At 49.8% G+C, this 17777-nt stretch carries 11 protein-coding genes; 1 reads left to right on the top strand and 10 read right to left on the bottom strand.

The window, feature by feature from the left end:
* Position 1: 1 nt before the first annotated feature.
* The 10 genes from PIL01S_RS12485 to pyrR all read right to left on the bottom strand — a co-directional run bounded on the left by PIL01S_RS12485 (position 2) and on the right by pyrR (position 14313).
* Positions 2-2926: an ABC transporter permease gene (locus PIL01S_RS12485; RefSeq protein ID WP_127537807.1), complete on the bottom strand. Its 2925-nt coding sequence runs from the start codon at positions 2924-2926 to the stop codon at positions 2-4.
* Positions 2926-4047 (bottom strand): efflux RND transporter periplasmic adaptor subunit, encoded by a 1122-nt coding sequence (locus PIL01S_RS12480; protein ID WP_127537806.1) that lies wholly within the window; start codon positions 4045-4047, stop codon positions 2926-2928. The genes PIL01S_RS12485 and PIL01S_RS12480 overlap by 1 nt, the downstream gene beginning before the upstream one ends.
* Positions 4010-4951 carry an ABC transporter ATP-binding protein gene (locus tag PIL01S_RS12475; RefSeq protein WP_246058219.1) on the bottom strand — a complete coding sequence of 314 codons (942 nt, stop codon included), beginning with the start codon at positions 4949-4951 and terminating at the stop codon, positions 4010-4012. Before PIL01S_RS12475 ends, PIL01S_RS12480 begins: the two co-directional genes overlap by 38 nt.
* A 271-nt stretch (positions 4952-5222) precedes the next feature.
* Positions 5223-5864, bottom strand: a complete 642-nt coding sequence (gene pyrE / locus PIL01S_RS12470) for an orotate phosphoribosyltransferase (protein ID WP_127537805.1) — start codon at positions 5862-5864, stop codon at positions 5223-5225.
* A complete protein-coding gene (gene pyrF / locus PIL01S_RS12465; protein ID WP_127537804.1) occupies positions 5861-6601 on the bottom strand; it encodes an orotidine-5'-phosphate decarboxylase in 741 nt (246 codons plus the stop codon). The genes pyrE and pyrF overlap by 4 nt, the downstream gene beginning before the upstream one ends.
* 101 nt (positions 6602-6702) lie before the next feature.
* A complete protein-coding gene (gene carB, locus PIL01S_RS12460; protein ID WP_127537803.1) occupies positions 6703-9921 on the bottom strand; it encodes a carbamoyl-phosphate synthase large subunit in 3219 nt (1072 codons plus the stop codon).
* Between the two features lies 1 nt (position 9922).
* Positions 9923-11065: a glutamine-hydrolyzing carbamoyl-phosphate synthase small subunit gene (gene carA, locus PIL01S_RS12455; RefSeq protein WP_095359436.1), complete on the bottom strand. Its 1143-nt coding sequence runs from the start codon at positions 11063-11065 to the stop codon at positions 9923-9925.
* Positions 11066-11409: 344 nt separating this feature from the next.
* Entirely contained in the window at positions 11410-12714 is a 1305-nt protein-coding gene (locus PIL01S_RS12450) for a dihydroorotase (protein WP_127537802.1), read from the bottom strand.
* A 124-nt stretch (positions 12715-12838) separates the two neighbouring features.
* The gene (locus PIL01S_RS12445; RefSeq protein WP_371859958.1) at positions 12839-13750 is read right to left on the bottom strand and encodes an aspartate carbamoyltransferase catalytic subunit; all 912 of its coding nucleotides are present in this window, start codon (positions 13748-13750) and stop codon (positions 12839-12841) included.
* The gene (gene pyrR / locus PIL01S_RS12440) at positions 13750-14313 is read right to left on the bottom strand and encodes a bifunctional pyr operon transcriptional regulator/uracil phosphoribosyltransferase PyrR (RefSeq protein WP_127537800.1); all 564 of its coding nucleotides are present in this window, start codon (positions 14311-14313) and stop codon (positions 13750-13752) included. The genes PIL01S_RS12445 and pyrR overlap by 1 nt, the downstream gene beginning before the upstream one ends.
* Positions 14314-14973: 660 nt before the next feature.
* Here pyrR and PIL01S_RS12435 point away from each other — a divergent pair.
* A complete protein-coding gene (locus PIL01S_RS12435) occupies positions 14974-17649 on the top strand; it encodes a YhgE/Pip domain-containing protein (protein WP_127537799.1) in 2676 nt (891 codons plus the stop codon).
* Positions 17650-17777 lie beyond the last annotated feature (128 nt).

Genomic DNA, 17777 nt, shown 5'->3' with positions numbered 1-17777 from the left:
TTTACCTCTCCTCTCCCATTTTGACCGCTTGGTGAACCCGCAATCTGCGAATCTGCCACAGCAGCATCGTTGCTCCCACAATCAGCATGACCACAGTCACGCCGTACAGCTGCAGCATATCTTGTTGTTCAAATACGATCCGGAACGGAGGTACCTGTGCAGATACATTATCTGTCGTTTGCAGGAATGGCAGGAACAGACGACTGGATACCTGACCGATTCCGATGCCAAGTAGAATGGAAAGACCTGCCGTGAACACTTGTTCCAGGAGCAGCATTCCGCTCAGCTGTGCACGTGATAATCCCATGGCTCTTAATACACCGAACTGGACAACACGACCTGACAGGTTAAAGAACCAATACAGGATGTACCCAATCAGGGATATGATGACCGAGACCAGGAAGCCCAGACTCAGAATCCCGAACACACCGCCACGCGACGGATGTTTGCCTTGGGATACCAATTCTGTACGCACATCGCGTACGGAGGATAGCTCAATGCCCTCTGCTGCCAGCTTCTCCATTAATGGAGCCACCTTGGCATCAGGTTCCATTTTCAGCCAGACCTCATACGGAATCAGCGGCACCTGATCATAGATATAATCCAGATTGGCCACGAAGAATGGCGTCTGGTCCGGATACTGTGCAGGCCAGTATGGGATAATACCGAAAACCACGAATTCAATAGCCTGGCCCTGAACGCCAATAGAGATCAGATCTCCCGTTTTGAGCTTGAACTTATCCGCAAATTTGGATGAGATCAACACAGCCCCTTCATACTTGCCTAACAAATCAAGATACTTATATGGATGTGCCGGGAACAGGTCGTTACGGAACCACGCCACCTTAGCAAAGTCCACATTATCAATCCCGACCAGCATGCCCTGGCCGCCGGATTTGCCGGATACAATGATATTCCCTTTCGTCTGCAGCACTCTCGCTGCATGTTCCACACCGTCCAGTCTGCGGAATACTTCAAATGGAGGTTCGGAGTAAATGACTTTGGATGGTTGTGAGTTTCCACCGCCCCCACCTGGAGCACCTCCACCGCCATTGCCGCCTCCGGCAGCACCACCGCCACCAGAATTTCCGCCACCGTTTCCACCACCTTGCTGTCCTCCGCCTGAACCGCCGTTCTGACCGGAACCACCAGGCTTAACCTCAGGTGTTCCTTCCCATACCGTTTGCATAATGACGTCAGAACCATATCGGTACAACGTACGCTCAGTGGAGTTGAGATCAATGGTCCGAGCTGCAGCCGAGTTGTACACACCAAGCCCCAGTGTCAAAACCAGCAGGATCATCAACGGGTAATACGACGATGATGACCGCGATAGCTGTGTCAGGGTCAAGTAGAGTGGAACCGGCAGGAATTTGCGCCCAATCCACTGAATGAGCTTCAGAATCCATGGAAACAACCGCAGGAAGAACAGCCCCAAGGCAAAGATCGCAAGCGCAGGTACAAAGAATAGAAACGGCTGAACCTGCAGCTGATCTGTCGTCATCCCTGTCTGGAACGTCAGCATCTGACGTTCATAGAACAGGTAGTATCCATATCCTGCAAGACCCAGCAGCAGGATATCGAGGAACCAACGCTGCCATATGGGAGCACGATCCGTACGTGCCTGGCGTCGCTTGGCCGAAACAATCGTCGCTCGTGCATAGGTTATTGCCGGAATAAGTGAAGCAATAATGGCTACGAGTACGGCGACAAGGCCCAGCAGGATAGCTTCCTTGGACACACCGATTGGAATCGACTTGCGATCCACGAATGACAGGAACCCACTGGCTGATCCAATGCTTTTGGCCATAAACCAGCCAAGCATTGGACCAATCACGAGCGCGATTGCCCCCAGAAAGATACCCTCCAGCAGGTATAGGGAGAAAATTTGCCGTGCTGAAGCTCCTCGGCTTCGCAGTACCGCAATGTCACTTTCCTGCTTCTGCAGGGACTGTCTGGCATTCATTGCAATAAAATAAAAAACCATCGCAATCATCGGTGCTGCCAGTGTAAACAGCATTGTCTGCAGCTGCAGACTCTGACTGCGGAATTGCTTCAACAGATCACCAAAGGTGATATCCACCTTCGTATCCTTGAGCCGCTGGTACAGATCGATATCCAAACGTTCCAGCATGGATGTCAGACCCGGCAGCTGACTGGTTTGGATTTCCTTCAGATCAAACGCATAATACCAGCGCGAATTCTGAAGAGGAATTCCTTTTTCCTTCAGCAACACATCGTTGAACACGGACTCATCCACATACAGCCCATTCATCATGCCATCGAATCCCTGAACCCAGTACGGACTATTCAGATCATCTGCCTTGAAGGAACCGGTGATTTTGACACGCAATGTGATATCAAGCCCGCTGTACACGGGGTATTCCAGAATATCACCGACATGCAGATCGTTCCGGTACATGCCTTCCTCCAGCATAACCGCTTCAATAATGTCGTCCTTCACTTGATTGCCTGGCTTCACGCCGGCAGTATAATTCACCTGTGCATCCAGCCCGCTCATCGTTCCGAGCGTCATGCTCCGAACCCGGCTGGCATCGACCTTGGTGGGATCCTCCGGATTCACCTCGGTGCTCCGAATGGATCTGGAATTCACATACGTATGAAATGGAAAACCGATATCGCGAGGCACATCCTCCCGAATATAGCGATCCACCTCATCTAATCCGCGCGTGTGGGTCTTAACCCCGCCTGGAGCCTGATAACTCATAAGCAACGAACCTGCAGGCAGCCCCTCACTGTTATCCTGCAGGGTCTGTGCCACCACCCGTTTCAGTGCACCGTCGGCATACATCGGTATACTGACAGTGAATGCTACCGCCACAATCAGTCCGATCAGTGTACTGAATGTCATCCAACGGGTGTTCCACATTTTCCGGAACAACAGTCTGAGCAATGGCAGCCCCATTAGCGGCCCACCACTTTCTGTCCAACGGTCAGACCCTTCAGAATTTCAACATCCGTGGATGTCTGCTGCCCCACTTCAACGTCCACTTCGCGCTTGCTGCCATCACTTTCAACGACCTGCACGTATGTTCTTGAACCGATGGAGCGCAGCGCCGATACAGGAATGACAATAGCATCCTCCGTACGCTGGGTCACAATGGATACTGACAGAGGGGTTCCGCGTTCCACACCCTTGGGCATTTTCGTCAGGGAGACGATAACATACTGGTCGAGGGTTTCTTTAACTGGCGGAGTGCCACCTTCGCCTGTACCTCCACCGTTTCCACTTCCACTTCCACTTCCAGTAGCCTCAGCAACAGGCATCACTTTAACTCTGCCGGATACCTTGCCCGCTCCATTGATGTCGACATCCGCCTTCATGCCAGCCGAGAATTTCTCGAGATCTTCCTTGGCAAATGTAGCTGCGACAACCAGATTTGACGTATCCGCGATCGTTGCAATCGGATCATAGGCTTTGACTGCTGCACCCTTCTCCACCTGAACTGCAATAATCGTTCCTCCGAACGGAGCGGTCAGCGTCGCTTTACCTAACTGCTCCTCCAGATCAGCCAGTTCCTGGCGCAGTTCTTCAAATGCAATGGTGGCTTCTTCGAACTCCACCGGATCCATCTCATCTCGTTTACGAAGCGTTTCTTTCATTTGTACTTCCGATTTGCGAATCTGCAGCTTTTTGGCCCGAATTTCCTTTTCTACACTCTCCACGTCGAGCTCTGCGAGGAGCTGGCCTTTCTTCACTTTGTCCCCCGGTTTCACGTTCAGTTCCTTGATGTGCATACCGTCCAGCGTGAAATACACCTTCTCTTCCCGCTGACTCATCATTTTACCGCTGCCGCTAACCTTTTTTTCCAGCGTTTCTGTCCGGACTTCATATTCCGGCTTTTTGGAAATCGTAGGCGGCGTGATCGGTGGAAGCACTTCTTCCTCTGTTTCTGCCGGCAGCAATGAGCAGCCCGACATCGTTGCAGCCACGATTGCACCAATTACAATCAGCGCTGCACGTTTCCCCCTTTTCGGAGCGGCCTCTTTACTGAATAAATCTGCCGTCCGCCATTTCATAAACATGGTCCGCAACCTCCAAAATCGTAGGATCGTGTGTAGTCATACATATGGTTACTTGTTCTACTTCGATAATATTGCGAAATACGGACATAACCTGTGCCCCCATCTTGGAATCCAGCTCAGCTGTCGGCTCATCCGCAAGCAGCAGTCTGGGTCTATGGGCAATGGCCTTGGCGATCGCGACCCGCTGCTGCTCCCCCCCGGACATCTCGAACGGCCGGTGCTTCACCCGTTTGGACAGTCCGACCAGATCCAGACAATGGCCAACCCGGTCCTTCCATTCCGAGCGAGGCACATCTGCCATTCGCAATGACAGCTCTACATTTTCCCATGCTGACAGCAAGGGCATCAGTGCATAGGCCTGAAAAATAAAACCGATTTCCTTACGCCGCAGAGAGGTCCGCTTCCGGTCACCCCAATCCTGCAAAGGCTGTCCGGAAAACAGTATGTCCCCACTGGAAGGCTGATCAAGTCCGCCCAGCATATTGAGCAGTGTCGTTTTGCCCGAGCCTGATCGCCCTTTCAGCATAACCAGCTGCTGCGGGTTGACTTCCATGTCGATGCCCTTAAGTACATGAATAATCCGGCTGCCCGTCTGAAAGCTCCGATGTACATTACGAACTTCCAGCACAGGTCCGTCGTACGGAGGCAGCAAGCTGGCTTTTGCCTTGGGCTGGGACTTCGCTTCGGGTTCGGCAGCGGCAACGGCCACCTCATCCTGGATCATTCCATCACTTATGGATTGCGAGTCGATGGAAGGACTATCGGGGTCACTTATGTATGCCGAGGCTTCCCGCCCGGCGGTGTTCTGCTGCTCCGTGTGCCCTTTTGCATGCTTCCCGCCTGACTGGCTTTTGGCAGATTTCATACTGGAAAATAATTTCTTCATGCCAGCAATCACGCTCATCCTTTCTTAACATCCCAATCATTTCATTAAGGGTACTAAAATTAGAAATCTATTCCATACTACACTGCATTATAAACGACCGGTCCCAACTAAAAGTTACAAGCTTTTTACAACGTTGCCGGGAAAAAGTTAATATTTTGATGAACAAACGAAAAAAGCACCCCAGAGTGCGGGATGCTTCTTGCCAAATCTATAATTTGCCTCTATAGCGCCAATCATTACAATTTTGATACTGTTCACAAGTCGAACAGCACAAGATGCATAGATGATATTATTTACCAAATGAAGAAGGATCTTCACGCCAGGATTTGAGCAGCTCGAAATCACTCTCCTGGATGGTTCCCTGTGCCAAAGCCACGTCCATTAGGGCCGTATAGTTGGAGAGGGTTTGCAGCTGAATGCCGGCTTCTTCAAATGCTTGTACCCCTTTATCCAGCTGATAGCTGAAAATCGCCAGCACGGCGAGCGGTGTTGCCCCTGCTGCACGTACTGCTTCGGCGGCTTTGATTGAGCTACCTCCTGTAGAAATCAGGTCCTCAATAACAACCACCTTTTGGCCTTCGGCAATGATGCCTTCAATCAGGTTTTCCTTACCATGTCCTTTCGCTTTGTCACGAATGTAGGCCATCGGCAGATTCAGCTTCTGAGCTACCCATGCTGCATGCGGAATACCTGCGGTTGCTGTACCTGCAATGACTTCTGCATCCGGGTACTGCTCACGAATAATGGCAGCGAAGGCTTCGGCAATGTCATTGCGGATCTCTGGATAGGACATCGTCAGACGGTTGTCACAATAGATCGGGGACTTGATCCCCGACGTCCAGGTAAAAGGCTGCTGCGGGCGCAGTGCCACGGCGTTAATCTTCAGCAGTTGGGAAGCAATATGATTAGGAATCTCGTTCAGTGCGATCATGCGTTCAACATCTCCTTCAAAATGGTTTCTGCTGCTTCACGTGGATTGGGCGCACCTGTAATCGGTCTGCCTACAACAATGTAATGACTGCCTCTGGCGATGGCTTCCCCTGGCGTGAGGACACGAGTCTGGTCACCAAGACCGCTGCCTGCCGGCCGAATTCCCGGGGTAACGGTGTGAAAATCACTGCCGCATGCTGCCCGGATTGCCGGCACCTCAAGTGGAGAAGCCACAACGCCATCCAGGCCCGCTTCATGAGCCAGTCCAGCATAACGAACCACTGCCGCTTCCACACTTCCCTCAATGCCAATCTCGCTGTTCATTGTTTCCTGACTTGTGCTCGTCAGCTGGGTAACTGCGATGATTTCCGGCCTTCTCAGAGAAGGATCTGCAGCCAGCGCTGCTTCCGCTCCTTCGCGTGCAGCACGCATCATGCTTGTACCGCCTGCTGCGTGTACGTTGAACATGTCTACACCGAGGCGGGTTATACTCTCGGCACCACCGCGAACGGTATTGGGAATATCGTGCATCTTCACATCGAGGAATACCGAATACCCTCTCGCTTTCAGCTCCCGGATAAAGTTCGGACCCGCTGCGTAGAACAGCTGCATTCCCACTTTCAGATAACACGGAATACCTTCGAGTGCCTGTACCAGCTCTTGGGCCTGCTCCGCATCAGGATAATCGAGTGCGACCATCAAACGGCCAGCCATTTCATTGAAATTAGGGTGATTCATCCAGTCCGCTCCTTCCACATGCTTGTTTTTTCCGTTTTTGCCCGATATAAAGGACATCCCGCCAGCCCGCAGGCTGACTGATGTCCTTCATCAGTACCTTTTTATTTTACAAAGACTGGCATTGCCTCTGAAGAGAAGTTGATCGTTTGCAGCATGATCAGCAGGGCACGAATCGTATCCAGGGAAGTCATACATACAATGCCGTTCTCTACCGCTTCACGACGAATTCGGAATCCGTCACGCTGCGGTGTTTTACCTTTGGTCAGTGTGTTGAAGACAAAGTTCGCTTCACCGCTGCGAATCATGTCCAGAATGTTCGGCGAACCTTCGCTCAACTTGTTCACCGTCGTTACCGGAATGTTTGCCGCTTCAAGCGCAGCTGCCGTTCCTCCAGTAGCCATGATTTTGTAACCCAGTCTGTAGAAACCTTCAAGCAGCGGTACAGCTTCGTCCTTATCTTTGTCTGCCACAGTAACTACAATCGCTCCGGTTGCCGGAATTTTCATTCCAGCTCCGATGAGACCTTTGAACAACGCTTTGGCGTAATTCGGGTCACGACCCATAACCTCACCTGTGGATTTCATCTCAGGTCCAAGGGTTGGTTCCACACGACGCAGCTTCGCGAAGGAGAAGACCGGAACTTTCACCGATACATGATCCGACTCAGGCCACAGACCGTCTACGTAACCCAGATCTTTCAGCTTCACACCCAGGATCGCCTGTGTTGCCAGGTTCGCCATCGGAATGTTCGTTACTTTGCTCAGGAAAGGTACTGTTCGGGATGAACGCGGGTTCACCTCAATGACATACACTTGGCCATCATGGATGACAAATTGGATGTTGACCAGACCAATCGTTTTCAGTTCTTTTGCAATCTTAATCGTGATGTCAACGATTTTTTCTTTCAAATCGTCGGACAGGTGCTGTGGCGGATAAACTGCGATGGAGTCACCGGAGTGCACCCCTGCGCGTTCGATATGTTCCATGATGCCTGGAACCAGTACCGTCTCACCATCACAGATGGCGTCCACCTCAACCTCTTTACCCAGCATGTAACGGTCAATCAGTACCGGGTGCTCGGGATTGATTTTAACCGCCTGTTCCATATATGTCAGCAATTCGGCATCAGAGTATACGATCTCCATCGCACGACCACCGAGTACATAGGAAGGACGAACCAGTACAGGGTAACCCAAGCTTTGCGCCGTCTCTACTGCATCATCTACGGAAATGACTGTTTTACCTTTAGGCTGTGCAATTTCCAAACGGGACAGAAGACGTTCGAATTTCTTGCGATCCTCTGCTTCATCGATGCTCTCCAGGTCCGTTCCGAGGATGGTCACACCTGCATTACGCAGTGGTGCAGCCAGGTTGATAGCCGTTTGACCACCGAACTGTACGATAACGCCTACCGGCTGTTCCTGTTCAATCACGTTCATGACATCTTCGAAGAACAGAGGCTCGAAGTACAGACGATCGGATGTATTGAAGTCCGTGGATACTGTTTCAGGGTTATTGTTAATAATAACCGCTTCGTAGCCTGCCTTTTGCAAGGCCCATACTGCGTGTACTGTTGAGTAGTCGAACTCGATCCCTTGACCGATCCGGATTGGTCCCGAACCAAGCACTACGACTTTTTTCTTGTCCGAAGGGATAACTTCATTCTCGGTTTCGTACGTCGAGTAGTAGTATGGCGTTGTTGCTTCGAACTCCGCTGCACATGTATCAACCATTTTGTATACCGGACGAAGGTTTTCCTGCTCACGACGAGCTCTAACCTCTGCTTCCGTTGTCAGTGTGCTTCCAGGTTGACCTTGAGCACGCAGTTCAGCAATTGCACGGTCCGTGAATCCAAGACGCTTCGCTTGATACAGCGTTTCGGATGACAGCTCGGATTCCTCACGGATACGATCTTCGAAGCCGACCAGACCTTCAATTTTGTCCAGGAACCACCAGTCAATCTTCGTCAGATCCTGCAGTTGTTGTAATGTATACCCTCTGCGGAATGCTTCAGCCACCAGGAACATGCGCTCATCATCGGCTTTGACCAGACGTTCGTTGAGCGTAGCTTCGTCCAATGTTTCTGCCTCTTTCAAGTACAGACGGTGCACACCGATCTCCAAGGAGCGAACTGCTTTGTGAATCGACTCTTCAAAGGTACGGCCGATAGCCATAACTTCGCCTGTTGCTTTCATTTGTGTACCCAGCTTGCGGTTCGCGGAAGTGAACTTGTCGAACGGCCAGCGAGGGATTTTGCTCACGATATAATCCAGAGTTGGCTCAAAGCAAGCATAGGTTTGGCCTGTTACCGGGTTGACAATCTCATCAAGCGTATAACCCATGGCGATTTTGGCAGCCATTTTTGCAATCGGATAACCGGTTGCTTTGGAAGCCAAAGCCGAGGAACGGCTTACCCGTGGATTAACTTCGATAACATAGTACTGGAAGCTGTGCGGATCCAGGGCGAACTGTACGTTACATCCACCTTCTATGTTAAGGGCACGAATGATTTTCAGGGATGCTGAACGCAGCATCTGATATTCACGGTCAGACAGCGTCTGGCTTGGTGCCACAACGATACTGTCGCCTGTGTGAACGCCGACCGGATCGAAGTTTTCCATGTTGCAGACGACGATACAGTTATCGTTCTTGTCACGCATGACTTCGTACTCGACTTCTTTCATGCCTGCAATACTCTTCTCGACCAGACATTGTCCAATCGGGCTGTACCGAAGTCCTGCTGCGACGGTCTCGCGAAGCTCTTCTTCATTCGCACAGATCCCGCCGCCTGTTCCGCCAAGCGTATAAGCTGGACGTACGATAATTGGATAACCAATCTCTCCTGCAAACTCAAGGGATTCCTCAAGTGTAGTTACAATAACACTTTCTGGTACAGGCTGTTCCAGTTCACGCATCAGATCACGGAACAGGTCACGGTCTTCCGCTTTCTCGATGGATGTCAGCTGTGTTCCGAGCAATTTCACGTTTTCACGTTCTAGGACACCGGCACGAGCCAGTTCCACGGCCATATTCAAACCGGTTTGACCGCCAAGCGTAGGCAGCAATCCGTCTGGGCGTTCCTGACGAATGATCTGAGTGACGAAATCGAGTGTAATCGGCTCGATATACACTTTGTCAGCCATGTTAGTATCGGTCATGATGGTTGCCGGGTTGCTGTTAATGAGTACAACTTCCACGCCTTCTTCTTTCAGTGCCTGGCAAGCCTGTGTACCGGCATAGTCGAACTCGGCCGCTTGACCGATGACGATTGGACCGGAACCAATCACCAGGATTTTTTTGAGGTCTTTGTTAATCGGCATGTTATTGTGCTCCTTTCACTGCGGCTGCCAATACGGCTTGACGCGGCTTTTGCGGGTTAGTGATTTTGTGCTCACGAATCATTTCGATGAAACGGTCGAACAGATAGCTGTTATCATAAGGTCCTGGCGCTGCTTCCGGGTGATATTGTACCGAAAACGCAGGGAATGTTTTATGTTTCAGACCTTCAATGGTCTTGTCATTGTTATTGATGTGTGTAACTTCCAATTCAGTGTTTTTCACTGACTCTTCGTTAACCGTGTAACCGTGATTCTGGGATGTGATGAAGCAGCGTCCGCTCTCCAGTTCTTTGACTGGGTGATTACCACCGCGGTGTCCGAACTTAAGCTTCTCTGTATCCGCACCTGCTGCCAGTGCAAAGAGTTGATGACCGAGACAGATACCGAAGATCGGATACTCGCCAAGCAGTTCACTGATCATTTTAACGGCATGTGGTACATCTTTTGGATCCCCAGGACCGTTGGACAGCTGAATACCATCCGGATTAAGACGGCGAATCTCTTCTGCAGTTACATCATGCGGCACGACAACAACGTCACAGTTGCGCTTGCTCAGTTCACGCAGAATTCCTGTTTTTGCACCATAGTCTACAAGAACGATACGCTCAGCCGTTCCCGGGCTGTTGTACACATGCTGCGTAGACGTCAGAGGTACCTGGTTGCGCAGCTCGGCGATGCTTGTGTCTCCCATCATCTCCAGCAGCTCTTCCACAGGCTTCGATCCTGTTGTGAGAATTCCTTTCATTGTGCCGTGATGACGAATCCGGCGAGTCAACATGCGTGTATCAATTTCGCTGATGCCGACGATGCCGTACTCTTTCAGCAGATCATCCAGGCTGTATTCAGCGCGCCAGTTACTCGGTACCGTCTCATGACGGCGAACTACGAAACCATGCACGAATGGACGGATGGACTCGAAGTCGTCACGCGTAATGCCGTAGTTACCGATCAGCGGATACGTCATGGTTACGATTTGACCGCAATAAGAAGGATCCGAAAGCACCTCTTGGTAGCCTGTAATTCCCGTATTAAAAACGACCTCACCCGTTGTTTCACCTTCAGCACCGAACGCTTTCCCGGTGAACAGTGTGCCGTCTTCCAACAATAATCTTGCCTGTGCCTGCATCCCATTTCACTCCTCTGTGTTTATAAACTTGAATGCATTTCGTTGAACAAGGGGTGCGTGTCACGGTAGCGGTGACTTCGTGGACAGAAAGCCCTTCGATCGCTGTTATCCCCAGATTACTCTTTATCCATTTTTCAAATGGATGTAATCCGGGGATAAAGGCGAACGCTGCGCTTCTTCGGGTCTTTTCTGTCCACTTCGTGTGCTACTGTGTCTCCCAAGTTCAAAACTATGCCATTCAAATTTGCTTTGTTTCGTATGTTAGGCTCTCGGCATGGTCTGCCTCGAGTTAGTTGAAAAGATGTAATTGCATTAAAGAGTTAATAACTCATTGGTAAGCCGATTTACTGTTGTACCGTGTTATTCCATACGCTTTTGCCATCCACCCAAGTCTGTTCCGGCCAGCCTTTCAGCTTCCAGCCTGTGAACGGGGTATTTCTTCCTTTGGTTGCGAACGTTGCAGGATCGACTGCTTTTTCCTCGTTCAGGTCAATCATGGTCAAGTCCGCAGGTGCTCCCTCTTCCATCCTGCCTGTATCCAGTCGGAATACCCGTGCCGGATCGGCTGTCATGCGTTTAACCAGGAAGTCCAGGCTCCAAAGTCCTGTTTCTACAAACTTGGTGTACAGCAGCGGGAAGGCGGTTTCGAATCCAACGATTCCGAATGGTGCCAGTTCCATGCCTTTGGCTTTCTCCTCTTCACTATGCGGCGCATGATCAGTTACGATCATGTCCAGCGTTCCGTCCAGCAAGCCTTCAATGCAAGCCTGGACATCACGCGGTGAGCGAAGTGGCGGGTTCATTTTCCAGTTGGCATCCATGCCCGGGATGTCCTCATCGGACAGAACCAGATGATGCGGACACACCTCAGCCGTAACCTTGATGCCGATCGATTTGGCCAGACGAATCAGGCGAACGGATTGTTCCGTACTTACGTGGCAGACATGGTAGTGCACCCCTGTTGCTTCGGCAAGAAGGATATCACGACCAACGTGAATCGCTTCGGATTCATTCGGAATGCCTTTGATACCATGGCGCTTGGAGAATTCTCCTTCGGTCACGTATCCACCTACAACCAGAGAGTCGTCTTCACAGTGAGCGATGACTGGCATATCCATGCTTGCCGCGAGGCTCATGGCATCTTTCATCATCTGCGCGTTCTGCACGCCTACCCCGTCATCCGTGAATCCGATGGCCCCTGCTTCTTTCAAAGCGGCAAAATCGGTCAGTTCACGACCAAGCTCGTTTTTGGTAATGGCCGCATACGGCAGAACCTTTACCAAATCAGCTTCCTTGGCTTTATTCAGAACCAACTTTACTACATCCGGACTATCGGTTACGGGTCTTGTGTTAGGCATGCAGGCGATTGTTGTAAACCCACCTTGGGCCGCTGACCTGGCACCTGTCTCGATGGTCTCTTTGTGTTCGAAACCAGGTTCACGCAAATGCACGTGCATGTCGATCAAGCCCGGAATTACCAATTTGCCTGAAGCATCTGTAGCGCTGTGCGCAGATTGTTCTGCTTGCAGGACCGCTTCGTCTTCCACACCGACGATCTTTTGGATCTTGCCTTCATTTATAATGATTGTTTTCCGTTCGAGTTCCCCTTGAGCATTCAAAACATTCGCATTTTTAATAATCTGTAGCATAATTGCCCTCCGCTTCGGTTCTCACCCGGATTCCCAGAGGATCCGAATGATTTGGATTTATCGTGTACTTTACCGTTCTAAAGAAGATCCGCCCTGTCAGCCTATGACCCATAGCCAGACCCTGTTACAGCTTTAATGCGCGTTCCATGACCGCCATGCGAATCGGAACACCGTTCGCCATCTGCGGGAAAATCCGCGATGCTGTACTCTCTACAACCGCGTCGTCAATTTCAACGTTCCGGTTAACAGGAGCAGGGTGCATGATAATGGTGTTTGGATTCAGGCGTGCCGCCCGTTCTTCCGTCAATCCGTAATGTTCGCGATAATCCTCTGCCGAGGTAATGAGACCATGCTTATGGCGTTCCAGCTGAACCCGCAGCATCATAACTACATCCGCATTCAGTGCTTCATCCAGACCTACATAAGGAGCGTGCTCTGCGAGTTCCGGTGCTTGCATCGTTTGCGGAGCACAGAAGCGTACATCTGCTCCGAACTTTTGCAGCGCCCACAGATTCGAGCGTGCAACCCGGCTGTGCATGATGTCTCCAATGATCGATACACGCAGACCTTTCAGCTCACCGAAGGCTTTTCGCATGGTGTACAGGTCCAGCAATGCCTGAGTTGGATGTTCGTTATTTCCGTCTCCCGCATTTACCAGTGGAACATTCACCTTCTGAGCCAGCTGCTGCAGAACACCTGCTGGTTTCAGCCGAATGACTCCCGCATCAATGCCCATGGATTCAAGTGTTCGTACCGTATCATAGATGGACTCGCCCTTCTCTACACTTGAAGCTGCTGCCGTGAAGTTCAGCACTTGTGCACCCAGTCGTTTCTCAGCCATCTCGAATGAGAAGCGAGTACGTGTACTATTCTCGAAAAACATGTTGGCAACAAAGCGTGATTCAAGTACAGGTACCAATTTATCCTTCTGAGCTTCCCAGTGGGCTGCTCTGTTCAGAATCGCTTCAATCTCACTGCGACTAAGTTCTTTCAGTCCAAGCAAGCTCCGGTCCTTCAATGCTGTCTGTGTAATCATCATGCTTGCTCCCCCCGGTTCTGAATGATTTTGACTTCGTCCTGTCCGTCCGTTTCTATCAGTGCCACTTCAATCTCCTCTGATTTGGAAGTCGGCACGTTTTTGCCGATAAAATCAGGTCGGATCGGAAGTTCCCGGTGTCCGCGATCCGCGAGTACGGCCAGCTGAATGTTCTGCGGTCTTCCACAGTCCATCAGGGCATCCATCGCTGCACGAATGGTACGACCGGTATAGAGCACATCATCGAACAAAATCACTTTCTTGTCATGAATCGAAAGTGATTCAGGTGTCATTATCAACAGTTCCTTGCGATTCGCTTTGTTCTCGTCCAAGCGGTCATCGCGATAAGGAGTTACATCCAGTTCTCCCCAGGGGACCTTGGCGCCTTCGATTTCTTCAATCTTCGCGGCAATCCGTTCTGCGAGATAAACACCCCGCGTACGGATACCGACCAGCACACAACCGTCGATCCCTTTGTTTTTTTCCAAAATCTCATGGGCAATCCGTGTTAATGCGCGGCGGATCGCCGTTTCATCCATAATGACATGTGTTTCTGTGCTCATGCGTTCAGCCTCCTCAGGATTTCCCTCCAGATCATGGCCCCGTGACAGGAGAACAAAAAAGACTCCTTGCCGTGTTTATTGGCAAGGAGTCTCCGAACTTCAGACCGCTCTGAAGAAAGTTTACTCTCGGGATGCATCGTTATATTGCCGCAGCAAAAAACGATGTATCGTTCACGTTACCTTGCCAGTCTCACGGGACTGATTTAAAGGTGCTATTCATGTCGAACATACTGAAGTGCCTCACAGGGCGCTATTGATCAATATGCTCGTTTATCTTCATGAATTATGACAGAAAGACAACCCCCTGTCAACACCTCACCTTAGCAGGCGAACTCCCCTGCTGTATTCCCTTTAGAATCAACAGGTCGGCTGAAAAACATCCATGCACATCACATTTCATTCATTACTCATAATTATACAATAATTCTGCATATTTATCCATAGGTATTTGCAAACTTGAATCGATCCAATATAACCCTTTTGTTTTATAGCTGCTTATATTACAAGAAAGGTCGATTATTCACGCAAGAACGGGGTAAACAACTTTAATGCAAGCCAGTTCACATTCCGAACATAGGAACCGATATACATAAAGATTTGTATCTTCCTGAGATGGGAATGATATAAAACCTGGAATTTGATTTGAATTAGGAGGACATCATGCGTAACATATGGCAAATTTACAAAACGGACTGGCTTCACATTTTAAAAGTACCAACCGGCATATTCTTAATTGTAGCCATTATTTTACTGCCAGGGGTGTATGACTGGGTCAACGTTAAATCGGTGTGGGATCCGTACAGTAATACTCAAGGAATCAAAATCGCGGTAACCACGGAAGATCAGGGAGCAACCGTCGCTGGAACAACGGTTAACATAGGAGACGAATTGGTGACCAGCCTGAAGCAGAATCATAAGCTGGGTTGGACATTTGTGGATCAGGCGGAGGCCAGCCGTGGTGTGCAGACGGGTGAATATTATGCAAGTCTGCTTATCCCAGGTGACTTCTCATCCAAAATCACCGGTATTGTCGATGGAAAACTGGAACGTCCCGAAGTCATCTATACCGTGAATGAGAAAGTCAATGCCATTGCTCCCAAAATCACGGGATCAGGCGTCTCTTCTATCACAACGCAAATAAACGAAAGTTTTACCGAAGCGGTTAGCGAGGCGGTATTAACCAAATTAAAAGAAGCTGGTGTGGAGATCGATGCACAGCTACCTACCCTGCGCAAGATGGAAAATGGAATCTTTACACTGGAAAAGAATCTTCCTGCCATACAGTCTGCGGGACAAAAAGTGTTGGAAGTAGAAAAGGCGATGCCGGAAATCGTCAAAGAAGCCCAAAAAATTGTAGAAGTCGAGAAGCGTTTGCCCGAAATTAACGAAGCGGCAAAGTATATACTTAAGGTGCAGGAATACTGGCCACAGATTATGAATGCCTCTGCCGAGGTACTAGCCATACAGGAGCGAATTCCGGATATTCGAAACGCAGTCGAACGTATTCAAGAAGTGGATGAACATTTTGGTGAAGTATCCGGTGTCATTGATACGGCTTTAACCAAAACGGACAAGGCTCTAACTATCGTAACCGCTGCTCAAGATAAACTTGTCACGGTCTCAGGCATTACAGAAAACGGAGTAGAACTCGCTGAAGGCATGAATCGTTTCGTGGATGCCAGTGAAGAAGCATTTCAGACCATCGGACCAGTGATCCGGCAAAATCTATTGCTGGTGCAGCAGATTGCAAGTGCTGGCGGAGATTTGTTTGATCGACTTCAAGGTACGGACCTTAGCGCACTCCCTACAGCAGACGAACTGGACAGCATAGCTGTTCGGCTTGCCGTTGCCGTAAAATTGGTTGACGGTATGGCCGACCTATTGGGCAAGATGGACAATCTCCTTCCAAACCATCCGTTAGCCGATAAAATCACCAGATTGAATACCCTATCGGACAAGTTACAGCTCCAAATGAAGCTTGCCGGTATCATCAGCGATGCATTACGTCGCAATACCACTCCACCAGCTGATATCATTGATCAACTGAGCACGTTATCAGAGGAAATCAACGGCGGTGTGGACCGAATTCTTGGAGCCTATGACGCTGAAATTGCACCTGCTCTTACTACCGGAGCTGATAAACTAAGATCTATTCTCTCGGCATCAGCAGATACTTTACAAGATGCCCAAGACAAATTACCGGATGTAGCGGACATCCTGTCAGCTACCAAGGAAGGTATTACTTTTGGACAGACGGAATTAAGAAAAATCCAAAGCGATCTGCCCCAAATACAGAACAAGATTCATGAAATATCACAGACATTGCAAAGTAAAAGTGAAGCTTTCATCCAGGCACTGAATACAGTAGCGCCTTTAATTCAGAATGACCTGCCCAAAGTTGGGGCCAAACTGAACGAAGCAGCCGATTTTGTCCGCAACGATCTGCCTCAGGCGGAGAAGCAGATTGGCAGAGCATCCGACTTTGTACAACATCAATTGCCAGAGGTTGAAAAAGGCGTGCACCGCGTTGCCACACTTGTGCGAGAGGACTTGCCGGACCTGGAAAGTGCCATCAGCAAGGCGGCGGATAAGCTCAGAGAGGTGGAAGGCAATAATCAATTTGCCGAACTTGCCAAACTGCTGCGCGGAGATATTGAGGAAGAAAGTGCGTTTCTTGCGAGTCCGGTTCAAATCAAGGAAAATCAATTGTACCCGATTCCCAACTACGGATCTGCCATGTCGCCATTTTACGGCGTACTGTCCCTGTGGGTCGGCTCCACGCTACTGATTTCCCTGCTTCGAGCTGAGGCAGAAAATCCGGACGGCAAGTTTCGAGGGTACCAATTGTACCTTGGACGCTTGGGTACGTTCCTAACTATAGGGTTGCTTCAGGCTGTGTGCGTAACGGTCGGAGATATCCTGATTCTCGGAACATATGTAGCAGATAAAATATGGTTTGTCCTGTTTGCCATGTTGGTAAGCGCCGTGTTTGTCACCATTACTTACACCCTGTTGTCCGTTTTCGGAAACATTGGAAAAGGAATTGCGATTATATTTATGGTATTTCAATTCTCAAGCTCGGGAGGAACATTCCCGATCAGCATGACTTCTCCCTTTTTCCAGGCATTGAACCCGTTTATGCCCTTCACGTATGCGATCAGCCTTCTTCGTGAATCAGTCGGTGGCATATTGTGGCAGGCTGCTCTCAAGGATATTCTATGGCTGTGTATATTTATAGCACTTAGTCTTATCCTTGCACTTGTGCTGAAACGTCCGCTTAGCAGTCTCACCAAGCGTTCAGCCGAGAATGCAAAGAAGACCAAAATCATAGCCTGATTCCAATAGAAAGATGTTGCTGCAGAGGGTTGTTGCTTAGAATTCACCCATTGAATTACACATTGAATTAAAAGAAAGAGAGACAAGCCGAGTGGATATCATATCCATATGACTTGTCTCTCTTTTAC

The sequence above is a fragment of the Paenibacillus illinoisensis NBRC 15959 genome, from assembly GCF_004000925.1.
Lineage (GTDB): Bacteria > Bacillota > Bacilli > Paenibacillales > Paenibacillaceae > Paenibacillus > Paenibacillus illinoisensis.
This window is presented reverse-complemented; position numbering and strand designations above follow the sequence as displayed.

What these genes read in the sequence shown, in the direction of transcription:
- PIL01S_RS12485 (WP_127537807.1), bottom strand. Translation starts at nt 2,926, where the DNA reads ATGGGGCTGCCATTGCTCAGACTGTTGTTCCGGAAAATGTGGAACACC.
- PIL01S_RS12480 (WP_127537806.1), bottom strand. Translation starts at nt 4,047, where the DNA reads ATGTTTATGAAATGGCGGACGGCAGATTTATTCAGTAAAGAGGCCGCT.
- PIL01S_RS12475 (WP_246058219.1), bottom strand. Translation starts at nt 4,951, where the DNA reads ATGAGCGTGATTGCTGGCATGAAGAAATTATTTTCCAGTATGAAATCT.
- pyrE (WP_127537805.1), bottom strand. Translation starts at nt 5,864, where the DNA reads ATGATCGCACTGAACGAGATTCCTAATCATATTGCTTCCCAACTGCTG.
- pyrF (WP_127537804.1), bottom strand. Translation starts at nt 6,601, where the DNA reads ATGAATCACCCTAATTTCAATGAAATGGCTGGCCGTTTGATGGTCGCA.
- carB (WP_127537803.1), bottom strand. Translation starts at nt 9,921, where the DNA reads ATGCCGATTAACAAAGACCTCAAAAAAATCCTGGTGATTGGTTCCGGT.
- carA (WP_095359436.1), bottom strand. Translation starts at nt 11,065, where the DNA reads ATGCAGGCACAGGCAAGATTATTGTTGGAAGACGGCACACTGTTCACC.
- PIL01S_RS12450 (WP_127537802.1), bottom strand. Translation starts at nt 12,714, where the DNA reads ATGCTACAGATTATTAAAAATGCGAATGTTTTGAATGCTCAAGGGGAA.
- PIL01S_RS12445 (WP_371859958.1), bottom strand. Translation starts at nt 13,750, where the DNA reads ATGATTACACAGACAGCATTGAAGGACCGGAGCTTGCTTGGACTGAAA.
- pyrR (WP_127537800.1), bottom strand. Translation starts at nt 14,313, where the DNA reads ATGAGCACAGAAACACATGTCATTATGGATGAAACGGCGATCCGCCGC.
- PIL01S_RS12435 (WP_127537799.1), top strand. Translation starts at nt 14,974, where the DNA reads ATGCGTAACATATGGCAAATTTACAAAACGGACTGGCTTCACATTTTA.